Below are 26,495 nucleotides of genomic sequence, written 5' to 3' on the forward strand. Positions count from 1 at the left end.
GGCCGGCCGCGGCGGCGTTGCCGCCGTCACCCTCGGCCGCGGCTCGGTAGGCCTGGCTTCGGCGCGCGCTTCGGCCGCCCTGTTTTCGGAAGCCTTGGCCACCTCTCGCGCCGTCTGGTCCTGGCTTGCCTTGAGCTGCGCGATGGCGGCCTTCAGCGCCTCGAGCTGCTGGCCCATCGCGGCGAGATCGCGCGCCATCGACTGCATCTGCGCGGCTTCCGCCGAAGCGGCGGCCGCCACGGCGGGCTCGGGCTGCGCCGGCCGGGTGGCGGGCTGCTCGGTCATGGCGGCCTTGGGCGCGGGCGCGCCGTCCTGTCCGGCGGCGGGCTTGTCCGAAGCCTTGTCCGGGGACGACAACGCCGCCAGCACGAAGGGCGGCGCCCAGCCGGCGGCCATCGCCCTGGCGTGGTCGCCATAGTGCTGCCAGGCGGCGGCGCCGATCGCGCCGCACAGGCCGAGCAGAGCGAGGGCAACCGGTTTGACCCATCTGGCAGAAGGCGGCTCGGCGAGCGGCGCGATGTCGGCGGGCCCGGTTTTCTCGACCCTGATGCCGCCGACATCGATATCGGCGATGCCGCGGACATCGGCGGCGCGAGGCGCTGCCGTGATTTCGGCCGAAGGTGCGTCCACCTTGATCTCGGGGGCGCGCCCCTCGGGCGGCAGCGCCGGGGGCTGCGCTTGGGCGGCAGGGCCGACGGGATCGTGCACCAGCGGCGGCGCCTTGTCGGCATGCGCGGCGAGAAGCGTTTCGATCGCGGAGATGTCGTGCGGATCGGTCTGGTCTGGCGTTGGCCTGGCTTGCATGGAAGCTCCCTGGCTCGGCCCGATGTCACCCTGGTTCGGGCGGCGAGCGTAGCTGCTGCGTCGATAACCCCCGGCCCCCGATCGACACCGCCAGCCGGGTTTGACCAAAGCAAGGCACCGCCAAGGCGTTGACATGGAGAGGTTGCGGCCGGCGTTCCGGTGTTCCCAGCGGGAACCGGACGCATGACGGGCGCGGCGGCAGCGGCACGAGGCCTTCAGTGCGGCTTGCCGAGCACGAAGGCGAACGGCATGACGAAGATCTCCTCGTCGAGATCGTCGCTGACATGCACGACCCAGTCGCGCCAGTCCTCGGCGTTGCGTTGCCGGATCAGCGCCTGCACGATGCAGGCGGCGTAGTCGCGGGCCTCGGCGAGGTCGCTGACCGCGACGCCGGACCGATCGATCCGGACTTCCCGTGAGCTGGAGCAGTGGAAATAGACCTTGGCCATGACCGGTCTCCTGCGATGCCCTGCGGCGCGGGTTGCGAACTGCCTGCAGGGTGAGGACAAGCCTAGCCGCACCGGAGCCTGCCCATCCGTGATCCATCTCACACCGGCCTCGTTAGTGTTTTGTTAACCACCGCGGAGCCAGACTTGATGTCATCGAATCGCAGCGGAACCGGACCCGAGCCGGCAGTTGCAAGAGAAGGCCGGCGGCGTCATGCCCGCCGGCCTTTTCTCTTGGGATCTTTCTTGGGATCGCCCGTTGGCGAGCGCGTGCCCGACGGCACGCTGCGAAATCGCCCCGGCGCGACCATCATTTGGACATCTGCCGGCATAGCATCGCAAGTCGTGCGTGTTGCGTGGAGTATTGACGATGGAAGCCGAGCTTCAGACCAAGGCGGAGAAGTACGAGACCAGGGCTTCCCGCTGCGAGGATCAGGCCCGGCAGGCCTCCGCCAAGGCGCAGCAGACCTTCTACGAGGTGCTGGCCGGCTACTACCGCGGCCTCGCGACCGATTTCCGCCAGGTGCTGGAGAAGCGGAAGACGGCGTGAGCGGCGAATAGCGAATGGCGAATGGCGAGTAGGGTGGGTTAGCGCAGCGTAACCCACCGTTTTTTCGCGAGCGAGCGTGCGCTTGATGCGCCGCATTGCACCGGCGCCCTGCGACTTCTCGAAATCCCCATCGGAATCCAATTTCAAGCGACGATCTCCGGCGCGTTCGCGGCAATAAATTTTTCCCGCGCCGCGGCCTCGCGCGCTTAACGCATTGGTGAGGTGTTGCGGTCATTTTCACGGCCTCACTCAACAGGGAGGCACCATGTCTGACGTCACCATTCCGGGCGGCCGCATTCGTTCGTTCGTCGAGCGGATCGAGAACATCGACAGCGAATTGCAGGGGCTGAACGAGGGCAAGAAGGAGGTTTTTGCGGAGGCCAAGGGCGAGGGCTTCGACGTCAAGATCCTCAAGGAGATCGTCAAGCTGCGCAAGCAGGACCAGGGCGAGCGCGACGAGCGCGAAAGCCTGCTCGATCTCTACATGCGCGCGATGGAAACCGCGCCGCCGGAAAAGCCGGCGAAGGCCGCGAAGGCGGCGTGAGCGGGGCAAAGTAGGGTGGGTTAGCGCAGCGTAACCCACCGCCGCTCTCGCGAAACAACGGTTGGCCCGGCGCAAGCGCGGCGGTATCTGCCTGGACTTCCGTGGTGTTGCGGTGGCGATCATCGTCCACACTTCCGCGATCTCGCGGCGCGGATGCGCCCGAGGTTTGCATCTTCGTTTGCCCTCGGAAAAACGAGAGGGCGCAGGGAAGGCCGGGTGCGCGCTGCACCCGCGGTCTCGTGTGCAATGGTGGTAGAAGAGGCGCACACGAGCATACAGGTCCAGCGGGAGCATCCCGGCCTTCCCTGCGCAGTGGCTTTACGGCTTATAACGTGATCTCCCCGGAGAACGGCTGTTTTGCCTCCGTCATCGGCGGGACACCTCCCGCCAACTTGGCGCCAGCACCGCGACGCCAGGACCACACGCCTTCGCCGTACGCCCCGGTCAACATCGTCTCTTTGACCTCGGCGTCCACCGCATCCCACCGCGCGTTCGTGACGTGCGCACGCCCCTCTCATCGGGTGAGACGCGCGGAGTTAAATCACTGATTTGCCCGACGACGGAAGGGGGAATCTTTTTCACGCGGGCACTGGACAGGGTTTTGGTGATTTGCCCGTCGGGTTACTGTGTCGCAGGCGGCGCGGCGAGATTTGACTTGCGCGTGAAGCGACGCAGCCGGCAGCGGAGGCGGGTCACGGCGGGCGGGCGGAGTTCAAGGAGTGCATGAGCAGGCGCGGCTTCGATCTATCTGGATTCAGCTGACTTCGCGGAGTTCATGAAGGCGGATAACGAGGACGGCAAGGCGCTGAAGTCGCTCATTCTGGCAAAACAAGGATCCGCGAAAATGGCGTTTCGTGTCTTGATCATCGGCGGTACGGGGCAGGTGGGAGCCGCGGTGGTGCGCGCACTGGCGGCGGAGCCGTCCTGCGCTGAAATCGTGATGGTCAATCGCAGGGCGATTCCGGCAACCGCTGACGCCAGCGTGCGGCAGGTGGTCCTGGATACGGCAGCTGCCGGGTTTCCAGCAGAAGTGAGCAAGCTTGCGCAGGGCATGGTTGCGCAAGGCGGTCTCGTCCATGGAGCGTCCTGTGTCGGCGTCGGTCAAGGCAGCATGAAGTGGAGCGAGGAGGAATTAAAGGCCCTCGAAATTGGCGTGGTCGGCGGCTTTGCCCGCGGTTGTCGGGCGGGGGGCATCACACGGTTTGCTCTGCTCTCGGCCGTGGGAAGCAGCTCAAAAAGCAGGATTCGCTATGTGCGCGTCATGGGGCTGAAGGAAGAGATGGTTCAAGGGACAGGCTTCCAGCGCCTCGCGGTTTTTCGTCCCGGAATTATCTCAGGGAATGCTCACACGCCGCGCTATGTGGCCTGGTTGGGGCGCCTCGTTCCCGGCCGTTTTGGCACGATTGAACAGGACGATATCGCGAGCGCCTTTGTCGCTGAGTTCGTCAGCAGCCCGGCGCCAAACGGGGTTGTGTATTTCGAAAATGGGGCGATGAGACAGAGGTCTCGTGCGCTTAGCGAGTAGGGTGGGCTAGCGAAGCGTAACCCACCGGCTTGGTCACTTGGAATGGCGGATTAGGCCTTCGGGTAATTCGCCCTACGCTTACTTTCATTGCCTAGTCACTTACTTGGTGCCATTCGCCCTTTGTGTTCTTCATATCTCGATGACTTGTGCCGTTATCCCAATTCAGGCACGTTCTCACGTCTTTGAATTCGTTAAACTCGCAAGTCTCCCGTCGAATGATCTTTCCGTTTAAGTCTTCGACGATCTTTAAAAAACCGTCCTTCCCGCTGCGGAGCGTAAACGTAACCGCGATCGTACACGTTTTACGTTCGGGCTCGCAAAATCGCGCAAAGTTGGCCTTTCCATTGTTTTGACTAGCTGAAAGGCTCGTAGCCTTTTCAACAACTTCGTTCCACGTCGGCACGGTTCTGGAAGCTTGGGCTCCCCCAGGCACAAGTTGAACGGGCTCGTCCAAGGTCTGACGAGATACAGGTTGATCGGCTGCTATCTGCGGAATCTGGGCAGGCTTACCCACCATCGTTACACCCATCGACTGAAGGTCTTGAGGACTGAGCCAGACCATCTCGCTGGGCGGCGTCACAACCATTCGTCCAATGATCGCGGGCGGAACCCCTAAATCCTTTGCAACGCGTGCCATTGAAACTGTGGCAGCGCCCGACTGAACTGTCTCAGAGCCTGTTTTGTCAGAAGCACCGTGCACACCAATTCGCGCGGTATAATTTGCGAACTTAGTTTGACCGGCCGCAAAGATTAGGAAGCATGCAGACGCGCAAGTCGCGTTGTTCCCCACATTGGTCGAGATTTTTGCAAAACGCACGGCATCCGCAAGCTTAATTCCTTCCAGAAGACTCCCGCCTTCAGAATTCAGGCGAATATTTGCAACGAGCTTGCCTACATCGTTTGCCGATTTGATCGCCGCTTTCAACGTGTCGCTGTCGCCCTCGATTATCTCGCCGGACAGTATAACGAGGACCCTACCATCCTTCGCCGCAGTGCTCTTGAAATCGGCTGCCAGAGTCGGGTGAACAAGGCCGCAACCAAGCGACAGCCACAGAGCGCATAAAGTTGCCTTCATAAGGCATCACCCCCTCGCGCGATTCTTCCGCAACTCATGCGCGCATGCAAGGGGATTTCCCCCAAATAGGAACACGGTAGTTGGATGATCGTAGCGAAATCCGAGCGGTGTCATGATACTCTCAGATACCGCTTCGCTACTTCCTATGTCGGCGATAGTGGCTGAGGCCTGTACTTCGGCGCACGTGTAGTGAGAAAGCTAGTCGCAAGTTCATCGCCGTGTTTGTCAACGATCGATCGCGCTGCAGGAACAAGTTCGTCCAGAGACCTACGGAAATCGTCGAGAAGGATTGGCTTGGGATTTGCCGGTGGATCAATACGCCGAACGGCTGGTGGACCGAGCAGAAGTCGCGCTTGGTTGGAGGCTGATAGAGATTGCAGGCGCATAGCTGCGAAAATCACGTCGGCCCAAGCTAATTTCCCACCTGCATTTAGTCGGTCATCTGAGACGATGTACGGATCTTCACCGCAGCCTAGGCTCATAACATCGATTTGATCGCGTTCGAGATCAAAGCACACTAGCGCTTCAATGACCGCGAGCATCACGGGATTGTTGGCCCAGACACCGCCGTCCACCAGTGTGTAACCTTGGTGTTCTAATGGGCGGAAATAGGTCGGGGCAGCGGAAGTCGCGAGAGCGACCTTCACCATCGGTTCAAAGCGATCTATCTTGTAGTCGGGATGATGTGGTGTTTTGAAAACGAAGACTTCGCTGTGTTTGCCTTCAAATGCTGGAATACATAGACGGACAATTGAGTCTCCTAAGAGCTTCGCTCCCAACGCGTCAAGAAGAAGACTCTCTAATGCCGCTCGCTCGTAGTGATAATGAAGGAAGCTTCGCTTGGCTCGCCACCAGTTGCGCATGCGGCCAACCGGCGACTCTGTCGGTTTTGGAAAGACATCCGCGCCGCGATGAGCATAAAGGTCCGCAAGAGACGCCGCAGTTAGGCCGGCTCCGAGCCCGAGCGCCAGGATGCCTCCGGTTGAAGTGCCGACGACGAGATCGAAGTAGGAGGCGATGGATCGTCCGCCCAGATAGCGCCGCTCAAGCTCGGCCAGGACGGTGGCGGGGAATAATCCTTTGATGCCGCCGCCATCCACCGATAGGATCCGAAAACGCCGGTCCTTCGGCCAAGCCTGTGGAATTCGGCGTTGCGCAATCGCTCCCGTCGAACGCGCCTCTCCGGGTCTGAATTCTCTTGCGGTTTCGGACATGCGTTGCGTCTCCTATCCGGGTGGCGGCCCGGACCGCGGAATTCGCCGGTGATCTGCCAATACTCGAAGAACAGCAGCCATTCCGACGTCCATGGAATGATCGTCGAGGCGATCGATTGCTCCGGGGTCCAGAACATCTGTTTCGGATCCCAAAGGCATAGGGCTGGCCAGGCAGGATTTCGATCGTTCCAATAGATGTGCGGCAGGAACTTGTCGTCGCGCAGCGCCTCAGCGCCGATGGGCGGGTCGACGATGTGGACGGTTACGTACGGATTTTCGAGCATCCAGCCGTCGAAAATCGTTCGCCTGAAGTAGACAATGCGAATCCGATAGGTTTTGCCGGCGGGCTTGACCGGCCCTTCCCAAATACCGATCCAGTCAGCCTTTGCCGTCAGTTCGAAGTCTGGGAAGACCGGCCGGATGGCGGCGTCCTGCTCATCGACGCTTAGGTAGGTCATCAGGATGATCGCCGAAGAATTTGTGCGACGGTGCCGACCTCACACCGCTGGGCGTGGCCGACATGCCGACAACCGCTGCGGGGATCGCTGCCTTACCGGGCAGGTAGCGGCCGCCGGCGCCACCGACGTCTTTCGCTGCCCGGTCGACATATTCCTTCACGACCGATCGCGCCGGCTTTTCGCCGAACAGGTCTTCCAGAATCTTCTGCGTCTCAGGCAGCGCGATGTCTCCTCGCAATCGCTCGAGCTTGGCGGCAAAGGTTTTGAGCTCTTCGATGAAGACGCGCTGATCGTTAAGATCCGCTGGCCATCGGTCCGTGAGTACGTCTTCGGGGCACATCGGGTTGCGTTCGAAGACCTTCCGACCGACGCTTTGAGCGGTTTGCAGAACGGCGAGCATGGCACCGACCTGATGGCTGAGCTCTTCGGATAGCGAGTTCGTGCTGTTGGCATGCCGCGCGACATAGAACGCGAGGAGCACAGACGGCGGCAGGCGCCGTCCGGCATGCCGCTTGTCGTAGGCCAGGTTGCGCCACCGCTTGATAAGTTGCAGTGCGATGACGGCCCGCGATTTGCGGTAGGCCGGGCATTGGTCGGGGACAGGGAGCGCGTCGGCGCGCTTCTGCAGGAGCGCCATTCGGCCGCGATCGTAGTCTAGCGAGCGTTTCTCGAAAAACGTTCCGAAATTCTGATCGGGGGGCGTCTGCTGGATGAACCACTGTGCGAAACCATGGGGGTTGGCGTGCAGCGCCAGCTTCGGCTCCCGCGGATCCTCGGGCTTCGAATGGAAGATCAGACCAGTCTTTTCGTTGCGACCAATGAGCCGGACGGTGGGGGTCACATCGAGATGCATGCCGTCGTAGTAGACGGTGCTGCAACGGGTCTTGCGGTCGACCTTGTTGTGGTAGCGGGAACCGCGCTCGGCACGGATAGCGTTGTCCAACGTGGACAGAACGAATTCCGGATCGACGTCGGCGCGATACGCTAGTTGCGCCATAACGTCGATGTCGAACTCGTCATCGGTGGAGTGGCGGGCGACTGTCGCGCCGATAGCGAAACCTCCCTGCGCGTAGAAGTCGATGACGAGCCCGAACAGGGGACTGTCATCGCGCTCAAGCCAATCGTGAATTGCGTGGTAGTGATCGACGGCCAGTTGATAATCGGTCGGACTAAGCTGAATACGCACGGCGACGTCGGCCAGCATCACGTCGAGGGCGCTATAGCTGGCGGTTTCGCGTAGGTAACGATCCGTGTAGTTCATGGTCGTCCCTCACTACAACTTTAGCTTTAATTCACGATTCGTTCCTTGAAGCACTTTCCGGCAGTCGCCGCCGACCGCCGGAAGACTCTTTTAACGATGGGGCTAGCTAACTCACGAACACCCCGTCGTGCTCCCACACGTATCGCACTTCATGCAGGTCCCGTTCCGCACCAGCGTGAAGTTGCCGCACTCGCCGCACATCTCGCCTTCGTAGCCCTTGGCCTTCGCTTCGGCGCGGCGTTCGGCCTTTGAGGGGGCGATGGCCTGTTGCGCCGCGCCGGATTTGCTCCATTGCAGCGCTTCCAGCTTTTCGGTCGGCGACAGGTCGTGCTGGGCTTCCTGCTTGAGCGCGACCGCGCCTTCGAGCGTGTCGGCGAGGCGGGCGCTGGGGCCGTGGCTGGCGATCGCGGTGACGTTGCCGGCGCCGCGAGCGTCGGTGTCGACGCCACGCATCACCACCAGCTTGTCGGTGCGCGAGCGGGTCAGGCCCTTGGAGAGATACTTGTTGCTGCCCTCCGGCTGCTTGCCTTCCTCGACGCCCTTGCCCATGGCGTCGAAGTTGGACTCTGAGGGATCGACATGGGCGAGGTCGAAGCGCGACATGTAGCTGACCGCAAGCTCGCGGAACACATAGTCGAGGATCGAGGTCGCGTACTTGATGCTGTCGTTGCCCTGCACCGGGCCCGCCGGCTCGAAGCGGGTGAAGGTGAAGGCGTCGACATATTCCTCCAGCGGCACGCCGTATTGCAGGCCGAGCGAAACCGCGATGGCGAAGTTGTTGATGAAGGAGCGCAGTGCGGCGCCCTCCTTGTGCATGTCGATGAAGATCTCGCCGAGCCGGCCGTCGTCATATTCGCCGGTTCGCAAGTACACCTTGTGCCCGCCGACCACCGCCTTCTGGGTGTAGCCCTTGCGGCGGTCCGGCATCTTCTCGCGCTCGCGCATGACGATGATGCGCTCGACCAGCTTCTCGACGATCTTCTCCGAGACCTGGGCGGCGCGCGCGGCCATCGGCTTGTCGTAGAACGCCTCGATCGCGTCGTCCTCCTCGTCGTCGTCGCTGATCAGCTGCGAGTTCAGGGGCTGGCTCAGCTTCGAGCCGTCGCGGTAGAGCGCGTTGGCCTTCAGCGCCAGCTTCCAGGACAGCATGTAGGCTGACTTGCAGTCCTCCACCGTGGCGTCGTTCGGCATGTTGATGGTTTTGGAAATCGCGCCAGAGATGAACGGCTGCGACGCAGCCATCATCCTTATGTGGCTCTCGACCGAGAGGTAGCGCTTGCCGATCTTGCCGCAGGGGTTGGCGCAGTCGAACACGGGATAGTGCTCGGCCTTGAGGTGCGGCGCGCCCTCCACCGTCATCGCGCCGCAGATGTGGACATTGGCGGCCTCGATCTCGCGCTTGCTGAATCCGACCGCGGCGAGCAGGTCGAAGCCGGGGGCGGCGATCGCCTCCGGCGCCAGCTTCAGCGTCTCGCGCAGGAAGTCCTCGCCAAAGGTCCACTTGTTGAAGGCGAACTTGATGTCGAAGGCGGTCGGCAGCGCCTTTTCCACCTTGGCCAGCGCCTCGTCGGTGAAGCCCTTGGCCTTCAGCGTGGAGACGTTGATCCCGGGCGAATTGGAGAGCGAGCCGTGGCCGACGGCGTAGGCCTCGATCTCGGCGATGTCAGCCTCGCTGTAGCCGAGCGCGCGCAGTGCGGCCGGCACCGCCTGGTTGATGATCTTCCAGTAGCCGCCGCCGGCGAGCTTCTTGAACTTCACCAGCGCGAAATCAGGCTCGATGCCCGTGGTGTCGCAATCCATCACGAGGCCGATGGTGCCGGTCGGCGCCACCACTGTGGTCTGCGCGTTGCGGTAGCCGCTGAGTTCACCGAGCTCCAGCGCCTGGTCCCAGGCCACTTTGGCGCGGGTGACGAGGTCTCCTTGCGGGCAGGCGGCGTGGTCGAGCGGCACCGGGCTCACCGCCAGCGCCTCGTAGCCGCGGGATTCGCCATGGGCGGCGCGGCGGTGGTTGCGGATCACGCGCAGCATGTGCGCGGCGTTCTTCTTGTAGCCGGGGAAGGGGCCGAGCTCCTTCGCCATTTCGGCCGAGGTCGCATAGGCGACGCCGGTCATGATGGCGGTGAGCGCGCCGCACAGCGCGCGGCCTTCCTTGGAGTCGTAAGGCAGCCCCATGGTCATCAGGAGGCCGCCGATATTGGCAAAGCCGAGGCCGAGCGTGCGGAACTCGTAGGAGAGTTCGGCGATCGCCTTGGAGGGGAACTGCGCCATCATGACCGAGATCTCCAGCACCACGGTCCAGAGCCGGCACAGATGCTCGTAGGATTCGACGTCGAAGCGTCCCAACGCTCCTCCGCCCGCGGGGGAGGGGGTGTAGAACGTGATCAGATTGGCGGAGGCGAGATTGCAGGCGGTGTCGTCCAGGAACATGTATTCCGAGCACGGATTCGAGGCGCGGATGTCGCCGGAGGCCTTGCAGGTGTGCCAGTCGTTCATGGTGGTGTTGAAGTGCAGGCCGGGATCGGCCGAGGCCCAGGCGGCGTGGCCGATCTTCTCCCAGAGGTCGCGCGCCTTCAGCGTTTTTGTCACTTTCCTGCTGGTGCGGCCGATCAGATTCCAGTCACCATTCGTCTCTACCGCGCGCAGGAAATCGTCCTTCAGCGAGACCGAGTTGTTGGAGTTCTGGCCGGAGACGGTCAGATAGGCCTCCGAATCCCAGTCGGTGTCGTAGGTCGGGAAGTCGATCTCCTTGTAGCCCTGCTTGGCGAACTGGATCACCCGCTTGATGACGTTGTCGGAGACGAGCGCGCGGCGCGCCAGCTTGATCTCGCGGCGCAGCGCCGGGTTCTTTTCGGGATCGAAACAGTCGTCGCCGGAGCCTTCGCAGTTGACGCAGGCCTTCAGCACCGCCTTGAGGTGCTTCTGGTTGATCCTGGAGCCGGTGACGAGGGCGGCGACCTTCTGCTCCTCCTTCACCTTCCAGTCGATATAGGTCTCGATGTCGGGGTGGTCGGCGTCGACCACCACCATCTTGGCGGCGCGGCGGGTGGTGCCGCCGCTCTTGATGGCGCCGGCGGCGCGGTCGCCGATCTTGAGGAAGCTCATCAGGCCCGAGGAGCGGCCGCCGCCGGAAAGCTTTTCGCCTTCGCCGCGCAGCCGCGAGAAGTTGGAGCCGGTGCCGGAGCCGTATTTGAACAGCCGGGCCTCGCGCACCCACAGGTCCATGATGCCGCCCTCGTTGACGAGGTCGTCATTGACGCCCTGGATGAAGCAGGCGTGCGGCTGCGGATGCTCGTAGGCGGATTTCGAGCGGGTCAGCTTGCCGGTGAAGGGATCGACGTAATAATGGCCCTGGCCGGGGCCGTCGACGCCGTAGGCCCAGTGCAGGCCGGTGTTGAACCATTGCGGCGAGTTCGGCGCGACCATCTGCTTGGCCAGCATGAAGCGCAGTTCGTCGAAGAACGCCTGCGCGTCTTCCTCGGTGGAGAAGTACTTGCCCTTCCAGCCCCAATAGGTCCAGCAGCCGGCGAGGCGGTCGAACACCTGCTTGGCGGAGAGCTCGCTGACGAAGCGCTCGTTCTCGGGCAGGGCGGCCAGCGCCTCGGTGTCCGGCACCGAGCGCCACAGCCAGGACGGCACGGTCTCTTCCTCGACCTTCTTCAGCCGTGCGGCGACGCCCGCTTTGCGAAAATACTTCTGCGCCAGCACGTCGGAGGCGACCTGCGACCAGAACTGCGGCACCTCGACATTCTCGAGCCGGAACACGATCGAACCATCGGGATTGCGGATCTCCGATGTCGTCAATCTGAAATCAATCCCTGCATAGGGTGACTGGCCGGAAGTGGTGTTGCGCCGTTCGATTCGCATAGGTCGTGCCCCAGTGTTCTTGACCGGCCCCGCATCTTTCGCGGTAGCCGAATGCTATTTCTTGAGCGATCCCTGATGCGGCCGAGGTTGAAACAACCGCGGCCTCCCAGGGTTCGCCAGTTCAACCGGTGACCCGGCCCTGTTTCTCCGTCCGCGCAAGGAGGTTACGCACCCCGCGCGACCGTCGCCCCAATTAACGCCCCAACTGATGTCACCTGAGCCGGTTTCGGCTCGTTTTTTTACGCGCAAACGCCCCCGGATTTTGGGCAGACGAGCCCACCACCGCTGCCTCGACCGGCTGACGGCGTGCGCCTCTGGTACCCATCTGGGAGCGACCGGCGGGACCCAAAACACACGCGCGCCGAACAGGAGGAAAGCTAGGACAATCCGGTTGCGCCCGTCAAGAACTAGTACGAGTTCCTGAATCAAATACTAAATGTGGTGGAAACTATGGGAAAACAGGGGCGGTCCCGTGCCCCCGACACGCCCAACTATCGGTGAGTCCTCAGGGATTCCCAAGGGAAAAAATTGTTCGCCGGGGGTGTCGGGGAGCCTTCGCCCGCTGTTCACAGGGCAGGTATTTATTCACTCCTAAGGGGTTGCACTGGTGCGACTCACGGCCGGGGGCGCCGGGGAGGGGCTGACATGCCCGCAGCCCCGTGGCCGGTAGCCCCGATACCCGGCAAGGTGAGGGGCGATTCCTAAGGGATTCCCGGCTGCATGACAGAATCAAAACCGACCGCGTCGCCGCGGATCGCGCCCGCCGGGCTGATGTTCCTCGCCGTCACCTCGGTCGGCTGGGGATTGAACTGGCCGGTGACGAAATACCTCCTGAGCGAGCTGCCGCCGCTGACCCTGCGCGGCACCACAGGGGTGATCGGCGCGCTCTTGCTGGCGGCGCTGGCGCTGGCGGGATCGCAGCGCCTGAAGGTGACGCGCTCGCTGTGGCCGCGGCTGATGCTGGCGGCGCTGCTCAACGTCACCGGCTGGATGGTGCTGATGGGGCTGGCGCTGCTGTGGCTGCCGGCCAGCGAGGCCGCGCTGATCGCCTACACCATGCCGGTATGGGCCTCGCTGCTGGCCTGGCCGGTGCTGGGCGAACGGCCGACGCTGCTGCGCACGCTGGCGCTGGTGATGGCGCTGGCGGGGCTCGCCGTCATCATGGGCGGCAGCGGTTTTTCCGCGACCGCGGCCAAGCTGCCGGGCATGGCGCTGGCGCTGCTTGGCGCGATCGGATTTGCGCTCGGCACCGTGCTGGCCAAGAAGCTGCCGCTGGCGCTGCCGCCGCTCCCGGCGGCGGCCTGGCAGATCGGGCTCGGCTGCCTGCCGGTTGCGGTTGTCGGCCTGTTGCTCGAGACCACCGACCTGGCGCAAGTGACGTCGCTCGGCTGGTGGCTCGTGGTCTATTCGACCGTGATCCAGTTCTGCGTCGCCTATGTCGCCTGGTTCGCGGCACTGGCGCGGCTGCCGGCCTCGGTGGCCGCAATCGGCACCATGGCGGTGCCCGTGATCGGCGTGGTGGCGTCCGCCGCAGCACTCGGCGAGCCGCTCGGGGCGATCCAGATCGTGGCGCTGGCGTTGACGCTGGCCGGCGTGGTGCTGGCGACGCGCTCGTAAATCGCCTTCGAAAAACGGAACCGGCGCAGGGCCCGGCGAATTATTTCATCGGAGGTACCATGAGCAAAGAAACCCCGAAAGACGATCCCAGGCAGAAAACCGACTGGGGCTCGAGCGCGCAGACCGACGAGCCCTGGAAAGGCAATCCGGAAAAGGAGCAGCGCTCCGGCACCAGGAAGTCCGACCCGGACCAATGGCAGGAGACCAAGACGCACTAACCACTCAAGCGGATGGCATCCATGGAGATTATCTACTTTCTAGGTGCAGCCGTGCTGCTGGCCGCGCTGATCTACGGCGTCCTGCAATTCCGCACCCGCAACCGCGCGGCGGTGCGGGCCGGCGACGAGATCGTAAAGGAGCGCTATCGACGGGATGACGCTTGAGCGCCGATTTCTGGACGAAATGAAATAAAAAAGGCGCGCGCCGAACGGGCGCGCGCCTTTGGATTCAAATCCTCAGGCGGCGGCCTGCATTTCCTCTTCGGCTTCCAGATTGACCGCATCCTTGGCCAGCACGGTCAACGCCTTGTCGGTCATCTCTTCTTCCTTGAGCGTCTCGCTCAGAAGCCTCGCGGCGTCGCGCAGGCCGAGCTCTTCGGCCCAGGTGCGCAAGGTGCCGTAACGCGCAATCTCGTAATGCTCGACGGCCTGCGCCGCCGCCAGCAGGCCGGCGTCGAGGGCGGGCATTCCCTTGTAATCCTTCATGATCTCCGCGCCCTCGTCGGTGATGCCGTTGATGGCGGCGCAGGTCTTGCCGCGCGCGGGTTTGCCGATGATCTTGAAGACATTGTCGAGGCGCTTGATCTGGCCGCGGGTTTCGCGCTCGTGCTTGGCGAACGCTGCCTTCAGCTCCTTGGACTGCGCGGCCTTGGCCATCTTCGGCAGGGTCTTCAGAATCTTGTTCTCGGCGTAATAGATGTCCTTGAGCGTGTCGTGGAAAAGCTCTTCCAGAAATTTGGGCTTCTTGGCCATGAGTTTGATCCTCTCGGGGGTTAGAACCCCTCAACCATGACGGCTGGCTTAAGTTCCCATGACTGGTGTCGGTGCGGGAACGCTACAGGCCGGATCGTGTTCACTTTCCGATGGCTGCAAACGGGAGGCTCAAGATGCCAGTCGAACAGGAACGCTTCGCCAGCCTGCTGGGCCGCGCGGTGATGGACGTTTGGGGGGACATGCCCCGCGATATCCAGGAAGCGCTGTTCGAGTCGGCAATGAAGGGGCGCGATGCCGAGCGCGAAGACCTCGCCCGCCTGCTGCACAGCCGCCATCCGCGCACGGCGCATCCGGCGAAACCAGCCTGAGGATGGAAGCCGGCCGCTTTCCGGGAGACACCGATGGACCTGACGATCGACTGGAATTCGGTTTTCGTGCCGGCCATCGGGCTCGCGGAGATCGTGGTTCGCGGCAGCCTGATGTATCTGGGTTTGTTCGTGATCCTGCGGCTGATGGGGCGACGCCAGGCGGGCCAGTTCGGGCCGGCGGACCTGCTGGTCATCGTCCTGATCGCCGACGCGGCGCAGAACGGCCTTGGCAAGGAATATGGCTCGGTCACCGAGGGCCTCGCGCTGGTGGCGACCATCGTCGCCTGGGATTACGTGCTCGACTGGGTCGCCTGGCGGTTTCCCGCGGCACGGCCCTATGTGACCCCGCCGAGCCTTGCGCTCATTCGCGATGGCCGCCTTGATCTGCAGAACCTGCGCAAGGAGATGATCACCGAAGACGAATTGAGATCGCAGCTGCGTCAGCAGCAGGTCGAGGGTTACGAGGACGTCAAGCTGGCCACGCTGGAAGGCGATGGGCGGCTTAGCGTTCTCAAACGCAACAAGTGACGAAGCCGCCGGGGCGGGTCTAACTGGCTTTTGTAGATGAACGGCCATGTCAAAGAGCGATGAATTGCGCCACGGCGCGCCCGGCGATAGCGCGATACATCTGTGCGTGGATATGCAGAGGATGTTTGCCGAAGCCACCGAATGGAAGGTGCCGTGGTTGGCGCGAGTGCTGCCGAATATCGTCGCCATCACGGCTGCGCACCCCGAGCGGACTGTTTTTACGCGCTTCATTCCGGCGCAACGACCCGGAGAAGGCGAGGGAATGTGGCGTCGCTATTACGAGCGGTGGAGTTCCATGACGATCGACCAGCTGGGGCCCGCAAAGGTCGATCTCGTGCCGGATCTCGGCCGGTTTGTCCCTCCCGCGCGCGTGTTCGACAAGCATGTCTATTCGCCATGGACCGGCACCGATCTGCACCGGCAGCTCCGCGGCGGCGGGATCGATACCGTCATCATCACCGGCGGTGAGACCGACGTATGCGTGCTGGCCACGATGTTCGGCGCGATCGACTGGGGATTCCGCGCCATCCTTGTGACCGATGCCCTGTGCAGTTCGGCCGATGAGACGCATGATGCGACCATGGCGCTCTATACCAACCGGTTTGGGCAACAGGTCGAAACCGTCTCGACGGAAACGCTGCTGGAAAGCTGGCAGGCTCGCGCGCGGGTCGGCGCGTGGTCATGACCGCCGGACCGCACTTCCTGGTCGAAATATTGCTGCCGACCGCCGCCGGAGACGGAACACTCATCGAGCGGGAATGGTTCGAGCAACTGCTGGCAGAGCTGACGGCGAAGTTCGGCGGAGCCACGAGCTTCGTGCGGACCCCGGGTGAGGGCCTGTGGCACAGCGGCGGCGAAACCCAGCGGGATAACATTGCGGTCATCGAGGTCATGGTGGACCGACTGGAGCCGGAGTTCTGGAAGGCCCTGCGCGCGCGGTTTGAGCGCGAATTGTCGCAACAGGAAGTCGTGATACGCGCCCACGAGATCAAGCGTTTATGACAGGAACAAGCCTGATTGCGACGTGTTGAATCGCCGTGACAACCCACGGAGGACAACATGGGCTTCTTCACGAAAGATATCAAAACGCTTGACGACCTCTTCGTCCACTCGCTGCGGGACATCTACTATGCCGAGCAGCAGATCGCAAAGAACCTTCCCGACATGGTCGCCAAGGCTTCCGACCCCTCCCTCAAGAGCGGCTTTGAAACCCATCTGGCGGAGACCAAGAACCAGATCGCGCGGCTTGAACAAGTCTTCAAGATGCACGGCGTTGAGGCCAGAGGCGTCGATTGCCCGGCCATCGACGGCATCCTGGAGGAAGCGAGCGAAGTTGCCGGCGAAGTCGACGACAAGAGCGTCCTCGACGCCGCGCTGATCGCCGCAGCGCAGGCGGTCGAGCATTACGAGATTGCGCGTTATGGCACGCTCGTCGCGTGGGCAAAGATGCTCGGCCGTACCGACTGCGCGTCGGTACTGCAGCAGAACCTCGACGAGGAAAAGGCGACCGACACCAAGCTGACCAACATGGCGCTACGCCAGGTCAATCAGCGCGCCGCCTGAGTAATGAAGGAAGCGAATGCAGGCCGCCCGCGTTCCGCGGGCGGCCTTTTCTTATGGGTTACAGGAACGGTCTTCCGCCGGTGACCGCAATAGTGGCGCCGGATACATAACTCGAAAGCGGATCGGCCAGCATGACGTAGGCCGTGGCCAACTCGACAGGCTGACCGGGACGATGCATCGGAACCTGCTTGCCGAAATTTGCCACCGACTCTTCAGGCAGGGTGGATGGGATCAGCGGCGTCCATATCGGGCCCGGAGCAACCGCATTGGCGCGAATACCCCTTTCGGCGAGTAGTTGCGCCAGTCCCGCCGTGAAATTGTGGATCGCACCCTTCGTCGTCGCATACGCCAACAGTGTTGGGTTTGGCATATCCGAATTGATCGATGCCGTGTTGATGATGCAGCTGCCGGGCTTCATCTGGCCTACCGCCGCCTTGGTCAGGTAGAACATGGCGTGGATGTTGACCTTGAACGTCAACTCCCACTCCTCGTCGCTGATATCGTCGATCGTCTTGAAGCTGGCTTGATGCGCGGCGTTGTTGACGAGGATATCGATCCCGCCCAAATCCGACACGGCTTTGTCAATGATCGCCCGGCATTGCGAGGGTGTCTGAATGTCGCCGGGGACCAGCACGGCTTTTCTTCCGGCCTCCGTCACCAGTCGCTCGGTTTCCCGGGCGTCATCATGCTCATCGAGATAGGAGAGCAGGACATCCGCTCCTTCCCGGGCGTAAGCGATGGCCACAGCCCGTCCGATGCCACTGTCACCGCCGGTGATAACGGCCTTCTTGCCGTTGAGGCGGCCGCTGCCCTTGTAGGAAGTTTCTCCATGGTCGGGCAGCGGATCCATCGCCGTGGTCTTGCCCGGCATTGGCTGGGTCTGAGCAGGAAACGGGGGACGGGGATATTGCGACATCACCTTTAACTCTGTTCCTCACGATTGCAGCAACATTCTTGTTCAAGATAGTTTCCCGGTGAAAGCGCACGCACGACGCGGAGCAACGACCATGACCGGCCGGACCTCCGGCCGCGGGATGTTGTCGGGAGTAGATAGCGCCCAACAGGGCACCACGAAATCCTCAGCATCCCCTGCAAATGCTCTTGATCTTCTGTTCGACGATTCGATCCTGCTTCCGGATTTCTTCGTCTCCTGCGATCGCCGGACCCCTGGTCATGGTGCCATCAATTCGGCCGCCGCTCTGACCGCCGGTGCGATTTACAGCAGATCCCGTCGTTTGCTGACGTGTTGAGCCGCTGGCTGCGTTTCCGCTCGTGCCTGATTGCGATCCCGTAGCGTTAGCCGTGCCCAAGGTGTTGGTTCCAGGCGACGTGGGTACTTTGCCGGCGTTGCCGGCACCGCTCGGATCGTTCACCGAGTTGTTGATGCCACCCTGATTGGCGGGACCACTGGGGACGCCACTCACGGCCGCCGAACCTGCGCCGGTGGATCCGGCATTTGGTGTGCCTGCAGCACTGGGGCTGCCGGCGGTGGGGCCGCTGGCCGCCCCTCCGGAAGAAGACCCGCTGGAGCCACCTGACGATCCGCCGCCAGCCTGGCCGTAAGCTGTGGCTGGCCCCAGCAGAACCGCTATGAGAAGGAATTTAGGTAACGACGTCATGACCATGCCCTGTCAGTTGCAAGGGGCAACTTGCGATGCTCTCAATCGTTCCTCGCGTGGCAGCTCCTGGATCATTCGCAGCGCGCCGGGGTCGCCATGGAGACAGATCACCGGTACATGGGATGACCAAGCCTGCGGGATCGCTTCCGCCATCTGGTAGAACCACAACAAGCAACTCCAGTATTCCCCGGATCCCGGATTCAAACTCGCCATGCCATCATCCACCAACGCCAGGCGCGCCGCCGCTGCCCGGCTGTCGCCGCTCGGGCTCACCCTGCTTGCGGTGACTTCGCTCGGGTGGGGCCTGAACTTTCCGATCATGAAGCATTTGCTGAGCGAATGGCCGCCATTGTCCGCGCGCGGCCTGTGCGGCATTGTCGGCGCGGCGGCGCTGGCCTTGTACGCGCTCGCGCGGCAGCAGAATCTCGGCGTGCCGCGCCCGATGTGGATGCGGTTGTTGCTGGTCTCGATGCTGACCATCGGCGGGTGGGTCGCGTTCATGGGGCTTGCACTGCTGTGGCTCAGCGCCAGCGAGGCCGCAGTTCTGGGAATCTCGATTCCGGTCTGGGTCGCATTCCTGGCCTGGCCCATCCTCGGTGAGCGGCTGTCTCCGGTTCGCGCCGTCGCGCTGACAGTTTCGCTTGCCGGCATAGCCGTGCTGGTCGGCGGCAATGGCTTCGAGGCCAGCGTCGAAAAGCTGCCGGGAATAGCGTGCGCGCTGGCGGGCGCGCTGTGCGTCGCGCTCGGCACCGTCTTGACCAAGCATTTTCCGCTGTCGATGCCGCCATTGTCGTTGGCCGCCTGGCAGATCGGGCTCGGGTGCCTGCCGATCGCCGCCGTCGGGCTCGCCGTCGAGCAGCCGCAAATGGCGGCGCTCTCGTCCATCGGCTGGGCGTCGCTCGCGTATATGACAGTGATCCAGTTCTGCCTTTGTTACGTCTGCTGGTTTGCGGCGCTGGAGCGCCTGCCGGCCGCGACGGCGTCTATCGGCACGCTGCTGGTTCCCGTGATCGGAGTGCTGGCGGCGGCGGCGATGCTGAACGAACCGCTGGGCTTGCGCGAACTTGTCGCGCTGGCGTTCACGCTCGGCGGGGTGGCGATGGCGCTGCGCTCGTAGCGGCAGGAGCAAGTCCACAGAAAAAGGCGGCGCACCGGAATGCGCCGCCTTCCTGCATCATGGCTTTATTGCCATGACGGACAAGGGTGCCGTCGTCCATCGTACCCGAGATAGGTGCCGGAACGCGGATCGTAGGAACGATACCGCTGGGTGCAATACGCAACGGAATCATCATCGACGGTTGACGGTCCGACCGCAACGACGCCGCCATCATAGTAGCCGTCATCGTAGTAATAGGGGCTGCCGTAATAGCCGTAGTTCGAGGAGGCGAGCGTGCTGCCGAACAGCGCGCCTGCGACGAAGCCGCTGCCGCCATGGTGACGATGGAAACGACCACCATGATGGTAGCCACCGCCGTGATGGTAGCGACCGCCCTGATGGATGCCGCCGCCATACTGACCACCGCCGCCCTGGATACCGCCGGCTACCGCCGATCCGCCACGGAAGCCTGTGGCGGGTGCGCCACCAATGGCGGCTGGAGCCCCCGGCGCGACGCCTGCGGACGCAGCGCCGGACGACATGGCACCGCCGCGCATACCGCCGCCGCCGCCAATCATGGCACCGCCACCGGGGCTCATTCCGCCGCCTCCAGCGCCAGCACTCACTCCGCCGCCGCCCATGGCGGCGGGGGCGCCGGGGGCCTGCGCCCAGCCAGCGTTCGGTGCGGCAAAGGGCAGCATCAGCGACATTGCTGCCACAGTACTCAAAACTCTAAGATTGATCATCTTTGGCTCCATCTACGGGAATGTCCGCGTTAACCCTTGTCTCGCCCGTCTGTTCCGCTGGCGAGGCCCCCGTCCGCGATCCTCGGTGATCGGGCAGTCGCATGCGATCAGAGGAATAAGCGTCGGTTCCCGAAGGGCGATTCAGCTGTGCCGCGCGGACCGACGCGCCTTGCAAGGGCTACATAGGCCGCGTCTGTCTGGACAATCAGATCAACGGGTGGCATCAAGCTGCACCTGTTCTCAATCCGGCCGAATCCTGATGAAGCTGTTTCTGCTGAAGTTTTTCACATGGTGGAACGGCCAGACCTTCGGCACCCAATTGTGGACCTGGCGCTTCGGCGAACTGGTCGGTCAGGACGAGCAGGGCAATACCTACTACCGGACCAAGGGCCGCAAGATCGATCCGACACTCGGCTTCGAGCGGCGCTGGGTGGTCTATAATGGCTATGCCGAAGCGACGAAGGTTCCGCCGTCATGGCACGGCTGGCTGCATCACACCGTCGATGTCGCGCCGACCGAAGAAAGCTACACGCCGCGTGAATGGGAAAAGCCGCACGTTCCGAACATGACCGGGACACCGTCGGCCTATCGCCCGTCGGGTTCGACGCTCGCCAGCGGCCGGCGACCGGCGGCGACCGGCGATTACCAACCTTGGACGCCCGGCAGCTGAGACAGGCAAGAGGTACGCGCGGTAGCGCAAAATCGCATTGTCGCGATCAGCGCGATCACCTGTGAATAGCGGGATCAGCGGGTACAACCGTCGCCGCGGACTTGCCGGCGGCGCGATCTCGCGGCTCAATGGGACATCTTACGGAGATGGGAGACCATCGCGTCGGTGTCGGGCTCCAGTTCGCGACTGCCCCGACGAGCAGCGGCTACCGATCAGGACACGGCCGGGAGATAGGCCCCCGGTGCAGAGCTTCTGAAATCGCCCGTCTATGTGTGGCTACCGTGAGACAGGAAAGGCCGTCCGGGAAACTGGGCGGCCTTTTTCTTTGCCGCTACGCCAGCCTGGCGGCGGCGCGGCCGATCATTTCGGTGCGGCGGACTTGCGCCGGCGCGATCCGCTCCTTCATCGAGGCCAGCACTTCCGGCGGCGCGGTGTCGGGTGAGCCGGCGTTGAACGGCGGCGCCGGATTGTATTCGAGCCGAAGCTGAATGAGTTCCGCGGTCCGCCGATCGACCAGCAGCGACACCAGCGTCAGCGCGAAATCGATACCCGCCGTGACGCCGCCACCGGTGATGCGGTTGCGGTCGACGCAGACGCGGGTTCGGGTCGGGATCGCGCCGAAAGCGGCGAGAAAGTCCATGGCCGTCCAATGCGTGGCCGCGTGATAGCCTTTCAGGAGGCCGGCCGCACCCAGCACCAGCGAACCGGTGCAGACCGAGGTGATGTATCTGGCGCCCTCGGCCTGCCTGCGCAGGAACGCCAGCATTTCCTCGTCATTGATCATGTCGTCGGTGCCGAACCCGCCGGGCACGCAGATGACGTCGAGCTGCGGGCAATCCGCAAAAGTGGTGGTCGGCGTGATCGTCATCACCGAGTCCGACGCGACGGGTTCGATGCGTTTCCAGATCAGGTGAATCTGGACGCCGGGCACGCTGGAGAACACCTGCAGCGGTCCGGTGAAATCGAGCTGGGTGACGCGGGGAAAGAGCACGAGGCCGATCTGAAGGGCGGCCGAATCTTGCACTGACATGCGAGCTCCGGAAAGGGGACTTGACGAGGCCGATCGTGTCATGGTGCGCTCGTGTCCGAAATGGCATTTTTACCTCTTTTTCGGACATGGGGCGGCGACATGATCGGGGTCCTGATATTTCCGGATTTTCAGTTGCTCGATGCTGCCGGACCGATCTCGGCGTTCGAAATCGCGGCCCGCTTCGCCGATGGCGCGCCGGCAATCAGGGTGGTGGCGGTAACGCCGGGAGCGGTTCGCTCATCCTCGGGCGTCGAGATGGTGGCGCGTGGGTTGAAGCCCTCCGGCACCCTCACGACCCTCATCATCACCGGCGGGGAGGGGGTTCGGCACGCCGCTGCCTGCGAGAAGACGTTAGGCTTCGTGCGCGCCCATGCGAGGCGTGGAATCAGGATCGCCAGCGTCTGTTCGGGGGCGTATGTCCTCGCGTCGGCCGGCCTGCTCGATGGCCGCCGCGCCACCACGCACTGGCAGCGCACGCGGCATTTTCGCCAGACCTATCCGCGGGTAAGGCTCGAACCCGATCAAATCTTCGTGCGCGATGGGGACATCTGGACGTCAGCCGGCATCTCCGCCGGCATCGATCTTTCGCTGGCGATGATCGCCGAGGATTACGGCGAAGAGATCGCGCAACGAACGGCCAAGCAGCTTGTGCTGTACCACCGGCGCAGCGGCGGCCAATCGCAGTTTTCGTCCTTGCTGGAATTGAAGGCGCCGAACGGGCGGTTCGGCCCGCTGCTGGCCTGGGCGCGGGAGAATCTGGACGCGCGGCTGACGGTGGAAGATCTCGCCGAGCGCGCCGGCATGAGTTCAAGGCACTTTAGCCGGGCCTTCGTGGCCGAAACCAGCACGACGCCGTCGAAGGCGATAGAGCGCCTTCGGATCGAAGTGGCCCGACAGCGCGTGCAGTCGTCAAGCGAGGCGATCGAGACTATTGCCGAAACCACGGGATTTCGCGATCCGGAACGAATGCGCCGCGCGTTCATCCGTGCCTTCGGTCAACCTCCGCAATCGCTGCGCCGAGGGGCGCGCCGGCCCCCAATTTTTGGCGAGAATGGAACTTCGGTCGTCCCGCCAGATTAAGGTTCCCGGACAGCCTCAGGGACGTTTAGACAGGAGAATAACATAATACCGTCACATTCAGCCACAATGTGCAATATCTGCGGTTCCGGAATAGAACCACAGTCGGGAAATAAAGCTTAACGAATAAGTTTAGTTGTGCGGCGTCTCAAGGCGGATGACAACCCAGCGACAACCCAGCATCGGGAGTTTTCCCCGATATTCTGAACTAGGAGTATGAGTATGGTGCAATCGACAATCGGACGGGTACTGACTGATATGGAGCGCGAAATTCAGGCCGAGGTCAGAAACCGGCCTCACGAGTCGCGCGCCATCGATTTCGCACCGCCCATGGCGAGGGCGCCGACCTTGGCTATGCCTGACTACGTCGAACACCGTGACGGAGCCACCGAGATCGGCAAGCTGTCGGCTGAAGCCGTGGTTCGCGAATACGAAGCTGCGGCCAAGGACATCGAGGCCCTCGGCGTCGAATTGGTTTCGCATGTCAGGCAATGCGAGGCGATGACCCGTGATGCGCTCGCCGTCACCGAAGAACTGAAGGAAACCGCCGAACGCTACCGCGAAGAGGCCAAGCGAGTATTCCTCCAGATCGAAAACTGTTCGCAAATGACGGTAGAGGTCCGCAAGATCTGCACCGACCTCAGGGATCGGATTTCTATTCCCGCCAATATGGCGAGCATCGAAAACAGCCCCAAGGTGAAAACGAAGAAGCTCAGGCTGGAGACGTAGGACTCCAGCAAGAGGCGAACAGTTTCTCCTGATACCATTGGCGGCGAGCTCGCCGTGCCTAAGGTTCACGTTAGAGCTGAATTCCAATTTCTTGTTTTGACGAAGTTTTATTTGTGCATACCCCCGGATCAAAATCCGAGGGGATAGTTTGTTCGAATGATCGCTCGACCCAATCGCGCGAACCGGTGTCCAATCGCATTCCGTGGCAGGGCTGACATCGCGGAGTCTAGCCAGGCTGAGTTCTGTCGAAGCTGAGCTCTGTCGAAAATGATACCTGCAACGGCCTTTGCAGCTTCATGCTCAAAGCCTGCGAAAGTACCGCGCTACCGGCCAACGCTCGAAACCGGCGCTGCTGTACGTTCTCCTCGACGGTGCGTGCCCTGGATCGTCTCCGGTCTCGACCATCGCCATTGCAAGTCCGGCTTCGCGCATCTTGTTCAGGGCAAATTCGATCAGCGCTGTGGCGGTACCGTTGATGCGCAGGATCGACTGCCAAAATGTAAACCTCGCCCATCTGGTCTTCGGGGTGGATGCGGATGCCGACAAATCCCGCGACTTTGCCGGGGGCCGCCGCAACAAAGACGTTGTCACTCTCGGCTGCCAAGAACTTTTCGATATCAGCCTTTTGTCGAACGTCCCACCCCTTTGGATAGGAGGCTTGATAGACGTATGACGGGACCGCAGGCCGCAGTTTCTCGAACACGGGCCCCCAAGCCCTCATGCTCAGGTCAACGATCTGTAACGTGTCAGACGGTTCGAAGGGGCGGATCAGCATTCGGAGTTCTGCTGAAGGAAGTCGCGAATACCGAGCAATTTTAGATCGCTGCGATTGCTCCGTCCATAGCCTCGGACAACGCCTCATTCTGGCCAGGGCTGAAGAATGGTTTCAGGCGAACTCGCCATGGTTCGGATTTGCATCAGAGTCGCCTGAAAAAGCCATCGAGCTTTGGCGTAGCGGTCGGGATGTCCGATCGACGGATGACGGCCGGCGGGGCCGGCCGTCACCGCCTGATGCGAAGTTGGACACCCGGGCGATCAGTTGTGCTTCTTGATGAAGATGCGGGCGCTCTGCACCGACTGCGCGGTGTGGATGCGCGCGCGCTCGAACGGCGTCACGACGCCGTCGGCCTTGGCCTGGTTTTCGAGGTTCTGCACCCGGATCTGGCCCTGCACCAGCTTCTGGGTTTCATTGAAGGTGAGGCGGCCCGATTGCACACCGTGGAAGATGCGGTGCGCCTGGACGTTCTGGCGCGCGTTGATCAGGGGCGTGCCGGCGAAACTGGTTCCGCACGTAATGGCGAGCGCCAGCGAAGCAAGAACGATGGTCTTCATGACGATTTCTCCTTTGCGTTGCTGTCGCCGATGGCGACGACACCATGTCGGCAGTCAAGCGGCGACGTCCCGCAAGAATGGTTCAAGAGAGAGCCGAACGACTGTGCGCGCTGTCACGATCGCGGGCGAAACTGCGCGGGATTACAAAGGTTTCATCCACCTGAACATATCGACAGGGTGGAACCTGCCTTCAGTGCGGCGCATCGGGACGCCAACCGATGATGGCAAGCATCACCAGAAAGCCGACCACATAGGCCACGGCGACCGGCCAGCCCTGGCTGATCCAGCGTCCGACCGATCTGGCTTCAGGATACATGTTCGACAGGGCGACGCCGGCCGAAGAACCGAACCAGATCATCGAACCGCCGAAGCCGACGGCATAGGCGAGGTAGCCCCAGTCGTAACCGCCCTGTTTCAGGGCGAGGGCGGTGAGCGGAATATTGTCGAAGACGGCGGAGATGAAGCCGAGGCCCAGCGTGGTCTGCCAGGTCGGCGCCGGCAGCCTTTCGACCGGCATCATCGATGCGGCGGCAACGAGCGCCAGAAGAAAGGTCGTGCCCTTGAGGGTTTCCGGCATGACCTTCCAGTCCGGCGCGCGCAGGCCAGCCGTCGCGAGGATGACCGCCCAGACGGCGATGCCGAGAACCGGCAGGGCCCCGAGCAATGCGGGGAATTTCAGGTTGGCGAAGACGTTCGTCGCCAGCGCGGCGATCAGAATTCCTGCGACGATGAACACCCGCGCCATGTCGATCTTCAGTCCTTTCGGCGGATCTTTCTGAATCGGCGAGAAACGATGCTGCTGGATCGCCGCCGGCACCGCAAAAATCAGCATCGCGACGATCGCTGCGACATAGGCCTCCAGCACGGCGAGCGGACTGACACCGGCGATCCACATCATGGTGGTGGTGGTGTCGCCGACGACGCTGCCGGCGCCGCCGGCGTTCGAGGCCGCGACAATGGCGGCGAGGTAGCCGATATGAACCTTGCCCTGAAACACGTGCCGCGCGACGGTGCCGCCGATCAGCGCGGCGGCGATATTGTCGAGAAAGCTTGACAGCACGAACACCAGCGCCAGCAGCACGACGCCGCCCTTCCAGTCGTCCGGCAACAATGCCGGCATCTGATCGGGGATCCGGCTCTCCTCGAAATGCCGCGACAGCAACGCAAATCCCGTCAGGATCAAAAACAGGTTGGCGAGCGTCACCCACTCATGCGCCATGTGCTGGCCGAATCCGCCGAGACCCGCGCCTTGCTTGAATCCGGCGAAGGCCAGCTTGTAGACGATGATGACGGCAAGGCCTGTGAGCGCAACCTGAAGCGTCCGGCGATGGAACAGCGCCACCCCCAGCAGCGTCAGCGCGAACAGGACGAAGTCAACGGGTATTCCAAACAGCAGGATTGGCTCGGTCACGATGGCCTCGCGAGCTGAAGCGGATGCGGCGCTTGA

General features: G+C 62.7%; 30 protein-coding genes. 16 read left to right on the top strand and 14 right to left on the bottom strand.

Annotation, left to right across the window (positions count from 1 at the left end; all coding sequences use genetic code 11):
* Together Q0D31_RS20420 and Q0D31_RS20425 are read right to left on the bottom strand one after the other, a co-directional pair.
* Window positions 1-804, bottom strand: an 804-nt coding sequence (locus Q0D31_RS20420) for a hypothetical protein (RefSeq protein ID WP_291855181.1), incomplete at its 3' end; no start/stop codon positions are given.
* A gap of 215 nt (window positions 805-1,019) precedes the next feature.
* On the bottom strand, window positions 1,020-1,253 hold the full coding sequence (locus Q0D31_RS20425) for a hypothetical protein (protein ID WP_291855184.1): 234 nt from the start codon (window positions 1,251-1,253) through the stop codon (window positions 1,020-1,022).
* A 367-nt stretch (window positions 1,254-1,620) separates the two neighbouring features.
* Between Q0D31_RS20425 and Q0D31_RS20430 the strand changes: the two genes are divergently transcribed.
* The 3 genes from Q0D31_RS20430 (at window position 1,621) to Q0D31_RS20440 (ending at window position 3,869) form a co-directional block, all read left to right on the top strand.
* Window positions 1,621-1,800 carry a hypothetical protein gene (locus Q0D31_RS20430; RefSeq protein WP_291855186.1) on the top strand — a complete coding sequence of 60 codons (180 nt, stop codon included), beginning with the start codon at window positions 1,621-1,623 and terminating at the stop codon, window positions 1,798-1,800.
* 265 nt (window positions 1,801-2,065) lie between these two features.
* Window positions 2,066-2,344 (top strand): DUF2312 domain-containing protein, encoded by a 279-nt coding sequence (locus Q0D31_RS20435; protein WP_291855189.1) that lies wholly within the window; start codon window positions 2,066-2,068, stop codon window positions 2,342-2,344.
* A 775-nt stretch (window positions 2,345-3,119) separates the two neighbouring features.
* Window positions 3,120-3,869 (top strand): hypothetical protein, encoded by a 750-nt coding sequence (locus tag Q0D31_RS20440; RefSeq protein WP_291855192.1) that lies wholly within the window; start codon window positions 3,120-3,122, stop codon window positions 3,867-3,869.
* Window positions 3,870-3,960: 91 nt separating this feature from the next.
* Here Q0D31_RS20440 and Q0D31_RS20445 read toward each other — a convergent pair whose 3' ends face one another.
* The 5 genes from Q0D31_RS20445 to Q0D31_RS20465 all read right to left on the bottom strand — a co-directional run bounded on the left by Q0D31_RS20445 (window position 3,961) and on the right by Q0D31_RS20465 (window position 11,741).
* Window positions 3,961-4,944 (bottom strand): ATP-dependent Clp protease proteolytic subunit, encoded by a 984-nt coding sequence (locus Q0D31_RS20445; RefSeq protein ID WP_291855195.1) that lies wholly within the window; start codon window positions 4,942-4,944, stop codon window positions 3,961-3,963.
* A 143-nt stretch (window positions 4,945-5,087) separates the two neighbouring features.
* A complete protein-coding gene (locus tag Q0D31_RS20450) occupies window positions 5,088-6,002 on the bottom strand; it encodes a patatin-like phospholipase family protein (protein ID WP_291855379.1) in 915 nt (304 codons plus the stop codon).
* Window positions 5,888-6,616 carry a hypothetical protein gene (locus tag Q0D31_RS20455; protein ID WP_291855197.1) on the bottom strand — a complete coding sequence of 243 codons (729 nt, stop codon included), beginning with the start codon at window positions 6,614-6,616 and terminating at the stop codon, window positions 5,888-5,890. The genes Q0D31_RS20450 and Q0D31_RS20455 overlap by 115 nt, the downstream gene beginning before the upstream one ends.
* Window positions 6,594-7,877: a nucleotidyltransferase gene (locus Q0D31_RS20460; RefSeq protein ID WP_291855200.1), complete on the bottom strand. Its 1,284-nt coding sequence runs from the start codon at window positions 7,875-7,877 to the stop codon at window positions 6,594-6,596. The genes Q0D31_RS20455 and Q0D31_RS20460 overlap by 23 nt, the downstream gene beginning before the upstream one ends.
* Window positions 7,878-7,988: 111 nt before the next feature.
* The gene (locus tag Q0D31_RS20465) at window positions 7,989-11,741 is read right to left on the bottom strand and encodes a vitamin B12-dependent ribonucleotide reductase (RefSeq protein ID WP_291855203.1); all 3,753 of its coding nucleotides are present in this window, start codon (window positions 11,739-11,741) and stop codon (window positions 7,989-7,991) included.
* 720 nt (window positions 11,742-12,461) lie between these two features.
* Between Q0D31_RS20465 and Q0D31_RS20470 the strand changes: the two genes are divergently transcribed.
* From Q0D31_RS20470 to Q0D31_RS20480, 3 genes are read left to right on the top strand one after another with little or no spacing between them, the layout of a single operon-like run.
* Window positions 12,462-13,358, top strand: coding sequence for a DMT family transporter (locus Q0D31_RS20470; RefSeq protein ID WP_291855207.1), 897 nt, complete (start codon window positions 12,462-12,464; stop codon window positions 13,356-13,358).
* A gap of 59 nt (window positions 13,359-13,417) precedes the next feature.
* Window positions 13,418-13,576 (top strand): hypothetical protein, encoded by a 159-nt coding sequence (locus Q0D31_RS20475; RefSeq protein WP_291855210.1) that lies wholly within the window; start codon window positions 13,418-13,420, stop codon window positions 13,574-13,576.
* A gap of 21 nt (window positions 13,577-13,597) precedes the next feature.
* Window positions 13,598-13,741, top strand: coding sequence for a hypothetical protein (locus Q0D31_RS20480; protein WP_291855213.1), 144 nt, complete (start codon window positions 13,598-13,600; stop codon window positions 13,739-13,741).
* A 72-nt stretch (window positions 13,742-13,813) separates the two neighbouring features.
* Here Q0D31_RS20480 and Q0D31_RS20485 read toward each other — a convergent pair whose 3' ends face one another.
* Window positions 13,814-14,329 carry a DUF892 family protein gene (locus Q0D31_RS20485; RefSeq protein ID WP_291855215.1) on the bottom strand — a complete coding sequence of 172 codons (516 nt, stop codon included), beginning with the start codon at window positions 14,327-14,329 and terminating at the stop codon, window positions 13,814-13,816.
* Window positions 14,330-14,463: 134 nt separating this feature from the next.
* Between Q0D31_RS20485 and Q0D31_RS20490 the strand changes: the two genes are divergently transcribed.
* From Q0D31_RS20490 to Q0D31_RS20510, 5 genes are read left to right on the top strand one after another with little or no spacing between them, the layout of a single operon-like run.
* Window positions 14,464-14,658 (top strand): hypothetical protein, encoded by a 195-nt coding sequence (locus Q0D31_RS20490; RefSeq protein ID WP_291855218.1) that lies wholly within the window; start codon window positions 14,464-14,466, stop codon window positions 14,656-14,658.
* A gap of 33 nt (window positions 14,659-14,691) precedes the next feature.
* Window positions 14,692-15,186, top strand: coding sequence for a YetF domain-containing protein (locus Q0D31_RS20495; protein WP_291855221.1), 495 nt, complete (start codon window positions 14,692-14,694; stop codon window positions 15,184-15,186).
* 46 nt (window positions 15,187-15,232) lie between these two features.
* Window positions 15,233-15,871 carry an isochorismatase family cysteine hydrolase gene (locus Q0D31_RS20500; RefSeq protein ID WP_291855224.1) on the top strand — a complete coding sequence of 213 codons (639 nt, stop codon included), beginning with the start codon at window positions 15,233-15,235 and terminating at the stop codon, window positions 15,869-15,871.
* A complete protein-coding gene (locus Q0D31_RS20505) occupies window positions 15,868-16,188 on the top strand; it encodes a hypothetical protein (protein ID WP_291855227.1) in 321 nt (106 codons plus the stop codon). The genes Q0D31_RS20500 and Q0D31_RS20505 overlap by 4 nt, the downstream gene beginning before the upstream one ends.
* A 57-nt stretch (window positions 16,189-16,245) precedes the next feature.
* A complete protein-coding gene (locus Q0D31_RS20510; RefSeq protein ID WP_291855230.1) occupies window positions 16,246-16,749 on the top strand; it encodes a ferritin-like domain-containing protein in 504 nt (167 codons plus the stop codon).
* Between the two features lie 58 nt (window positions 16,750-16,807).
* Here Q0D31_RS20510 and Q0D31_RS20515 read toward each other — a convergent pair whose 3' ends face one another.
* Window positions 16,808-17,665: an SDR family oxidoreductase gene (locus Q0D31_RS20515; RefSeq protein WP_291855381.1), complete on the bottom strand. Its 858-nt coding sequence runs from the start codon at window positions 17,663-17,665 to the stop codon at window positions 16,808-16,810.
* Between the two features lie 91 nt (window positions 17,666-17,756).
* Between Q0D31_RS20515 and Q0D31_RS20520 the strand changes: the two genes are divergently transcribed.
* The gene (locus tag Q0D31_RS20520; protein WP_291855233.1) at window positions 17,757-17,999 is read left to right on the top strand and encodes a hypothetical protein; all 243 of its coding nucleotides are present in this window, start codon (window positions 17,757-17,759) and stop codon (window positions 17,997-17,999) included.
* Window positions 18,000-18,579: 580 nt separating this feature from the next.
* Window positions 18,580-19,485, top strand: coding sequence for a DMT family transporter (locus Q0D31_RS20525; protein ID WP_291855236.1), 906 nt, complete (start codon window positions 18,580-18,582; stop codon window positions 19,483-19,485).
* Between the two features lie 65 nt (window positions 19,486-19,550).
* Here Q0D31_RS20525 and Q0D31_RS20530 read toward each other — a convergent pair whose 3' ends face one another.
* A complete protein-coding gene (locus Q0D31_RS20530) occupies window positions 19,551-20,063 on the bottom strand; it encodes a BA14K family protein (protein ID WP_366518538.1) in 513 nt (170 codons plus the stop codon).
* Window positions 20,064-20,469: 406 nt separating this feature from the next.
* Here Q0D31_RS20530 and Q0D31_RS20535 point away from each other — a divergent pair, with 406 nt between their 5' ends.
* Window positions 20,470-20,880, top strand: a complete 411-nt coding sequence (locus tag Q0D31_RS20535) for an NADH:ubiquinone oxidoreductase subunit NDUFA12 (protein WP_291855242.1) — start codon at window positions 20,470-20,472, stop codon at window positions 20,878-20,880.
* Between the two features lie 331 nt (window positions 20,881-21,211).
* On the opposite strand, the gene Q0D31_RS20540 is transcribed toward Q0D31_RS20535, so the two are convergent.
* Window positions 21,212-21,910, bottom strand: a complete 699-nt coding sequence (locus Q0D31_RS20540) for a DJ-1/PfpI family protein (protein WP_291855246.1) — start codon at window positions 21,908-21,910, stop codon at window positions 21,212-21,214.
* A 99-nt stretch (window positions 21,911-22,009) separates the two neighbouring features.
* On the opposite strand from Q0D31_RS20540, the gene Q0D31_RS20545 reads away from it, so the two are divergent.
* Window positions 22,010-22,990: a GlxA family transcriptional regulator gene (locus Q0D31_RS20545; RefSeq protein WP_291855249.1), complete on the top strand. Its 981-nt coding sequence runs from the start codon at window positions 22,010-22,012 to the stop codon at window positions 22,988-22,990.
* A gap of 219 nt (window positions 22,991-23,209) precedes the next feature.
* The gene (locus Q0D31_RS20550; protein WP_291855253.1) at window positions 23,210-23,716 is read left to right on the top strand and encodes a hypothetical protein; all 507 of its coding nucleotides are present in this window, start codon (window positions 23,210-23,212) and stop codon (window positions 23,714-23,716) included.
* Window positions 23,717-23,942: 226 nt separating this feature from the next.
* Here the strand turns inward: Q0D31_RS20550 and Q0D31_RS20555 are convergent, their stop codons facing one another.
* The 3 genes from Q0D31_RS20555 to Q0D31_RS20565 all read right to left on the bottom strand — a co-directional run bounded on the left by Q0D31_RS20555 (window position 23,943) and on the right by Q0D31_RS20565 (window position 26,459).
* A complete protein-coding gene (locus Q0D31_RS20555) occupies window positions 23,943-24,491 on the bottom strand; it encodes a GNAT family N-acetyltransferase (RefSeq protein WP_291855256.1) in 549 nt (182 codons plus the stop codon).
* Between the two features lie 260 nt (window positions 24,492-24,751).
* Window positions 24,752-25,048 (bottom strand): hypothetical protein, encoded by a 297-nt coding sequence (locus Q0D31_RS20560; RefSeq protein WP_291855259.1) that lies wholly within the window; start codon window positions 25,046-25,048, stop codon window positions 24,752-24,754.
* 190 nt (window positions 25,049-25,238) lie between these two features.
* A complete protein-coding gene (locus Q0D31_RS20565) occupies window positions 25,239-26,459 on the bottom strand; it encodes a citrate transporter (RefSeq protein ID WP_291855262.1) in 1,221 nt (406 codons plus the stop codon).
* Between the last annotated feature and the right edge of the window lie 36 nt (window positions 26,460-26,495).

Origin of the sequence: Bradyrhizobium sp., assembly GCF_022844465.1 — a bacterium.
Taxonomy (GTDB): Bacteria; Pseudomonadota; Alphaproteobacteria; order Rhizobiales; family Xanthobacteraceae; genus Bradyrhizobium.

Coding starts and splice junctions, on each gene's coding strand:
- Q0D31_RS20425 (WP_291855184.1), bottom strand. CDS start 1,253: ATGGCCAAGGTCTATTTCCACTGCTCCAGCTCACGGGAAGTCCGGATC.
- Q0D31_RS20430 (WP_291855186.1), top strand. CDS start 1,621: ATGGAAGCCGAGCTTCAGACCAAGGCGGAGAAGTACGAGACCAGGGCT.
- Q0D31_RS20435 (WP_291855189.1), top strand. CDS start 2,066: ATGTCTGACGTCACCATTCCGGGCGGCCGCATTCGTTCGTTCGTCGAG.
- Q0D31_RS20440 (WP_291855192.1), top strand. CDS start 3,120: ATGAAGGCGGATAACGAGGACGGCAAGGCGCTGAAGTCGCTCATTCTG.
- Q0D31_RS20445 (WP_291855195.1), bottom strand. CDS start 4,944: ATGAAGGCAACTTTATGCGCTCTGTGGCTGTCGCTTGGTTGCGGCCTT.
- Q0D31_RS20455 (WP_291855197.1), bottom strand. CDS start 6,616: ATGACCTACCTAAGCGTCGATGAGCAGGACGCCGCCATCCGGCCGGTC.
- Q0D31_RS20460 (WP_291855200.1), bottom strand. CDS start 7,877: ATGAACTACACGGATCGTTACCTACGCGAAACCGCCAGCTATAGCGCC.
- Q0D31_RS20465 (WP_291855203.1), bottom strand. CDS start 11,741: ATGCGAATCGAACGGCGCAACACCACTTCCGGCCAGTCACCCTATGCA.
- Q0D31_RS20470 (WP_291855207.1), top strand. CDS start 12,462: ATGACAGAATCAAAACCGACCGCGTCGCCGCGGATCGCGCCCGCCGGG.
- Q0D31_RS20475 (WP_291855210.1), top strand. CDS start 13,418: ATGAGCAAAGAAACCCCGAAAGACGATCCCAGGCAGAAAACCGACTGG.
- Q0D31_RS20480 (WP_291855213.1), top strand. CDS start 13,598: ATGGAGATTATCTACTTTCTAGGTGCAGCCGTGCTGCTGGCCGCGCTG.
- Q0D31_RS20485 (WP_291855215.1), bottom strand. CDS start 14,329: ATGGCCAAGAAGCCCAAATTTCTGGAAGAGCTTTTCCACGACACGCTC.
- Q0D31_RS20490 (WP_291855218.1), top strand. CDS start 14,464: ATGCCAGTCGAACAGGAACGCTTCGCCAGCCTGCTGGGCCGCGCGGTG.
- Q0D31_RS20495 (WP_291855221.1), top strand. CDS start 14,692: ATGGACCTGACGATCGACTGGAATTCGGTTTTCGTGCCGGCCATCGGG.
- Q0D31_RS20500 (WP_291855224.1), top strand. CDS start 15,233: ATGTCAAAGAGCGATGAATTGCGCCACGGCGCGCCCGGCGATAGCGCG.
- Q0D31_RS20505 (WP_291855227.1), top strand. CDS start 15,868: ATGACCGCCGGACCGCACTTCCTGGTCGAAATATTGCTGCCGACCGCC.
- Q0D31_RS20510 (WP_291855230.1), top strand. CDS start 16,246: ATGGGCTTCTTCACGAAAGATATCAAAACGCTTGACGACCTCTTCGTC.
- Q0D31_RS20515 (WP_291855381.1), bottom strand. CDS start 17,665: ATGTCGCAATATCCCCGTCCCCCGTTTCCTGCTCAGACCCAGCCAATG.
- Q0D31_RS20520 (WP_291855233.1), top strand. CDS start 17,757: ATGACCGGCCGGACCTCCGGCCGCGGGATGTTGTCGGGAGTAGATAGC.
- Q0D31_RS20525 (WP_291855236.1), top strand. CDS start 18,580: ATGCCATCATCCACCAACGCCAGGCGCGCCGCCGCTGCCCGGCTGTCG.
- Q0D31_RS20530 (WP_366518538.1), bottom strand. CDS start 20,063: ATGAGCCCCGGTGGCGGTGCCATGATTGGCGGCGGCGGCGGTATGCGC.
- Q0D31_RS20535 (WP_291855242.1), top strand. CDS start 20,470: ATGAAGCTGTTTCTGCTGAAGTTTTTCACATGGTGGAACGGCCAGACC.
- Q0D31_RS20540 (WP_291855246.1), bottom strand. CDS start 21,910: ATGTCAGTGCAAGATTCGGCCGCCCTTCAGATCGGCCTCGTGCTCTTT.
- Q0D31_RS20545 (WP_291855249.1), top strand. CDS start 22,010: ATGATCGGGGTCCTGATATTTCCGGATTTTCAGTTGCTCGATGCTGCC.
- Q0D31_RS20550 (WP_291855253.1), top strand. CDS start 23,210: ATGGTGCAATCGACAATCGGACGGGTACTGACTGATATGGAGCGCGAA.
- Q0D31_RS20555 (WP_291855256.1), bottom strand. CDS start 24,491: ATGCTGATCCGCCCCTTCGAACCGTCTGACACGTTACAGATCGTTGAC.
- Q0D31_RS20560 (WP_291855259.1), bottom strand. CDS start 25,048: ATGAAGACCATCGTTCTTGCTTCGCTGGCGCTCGCCATTACGTGCGGA.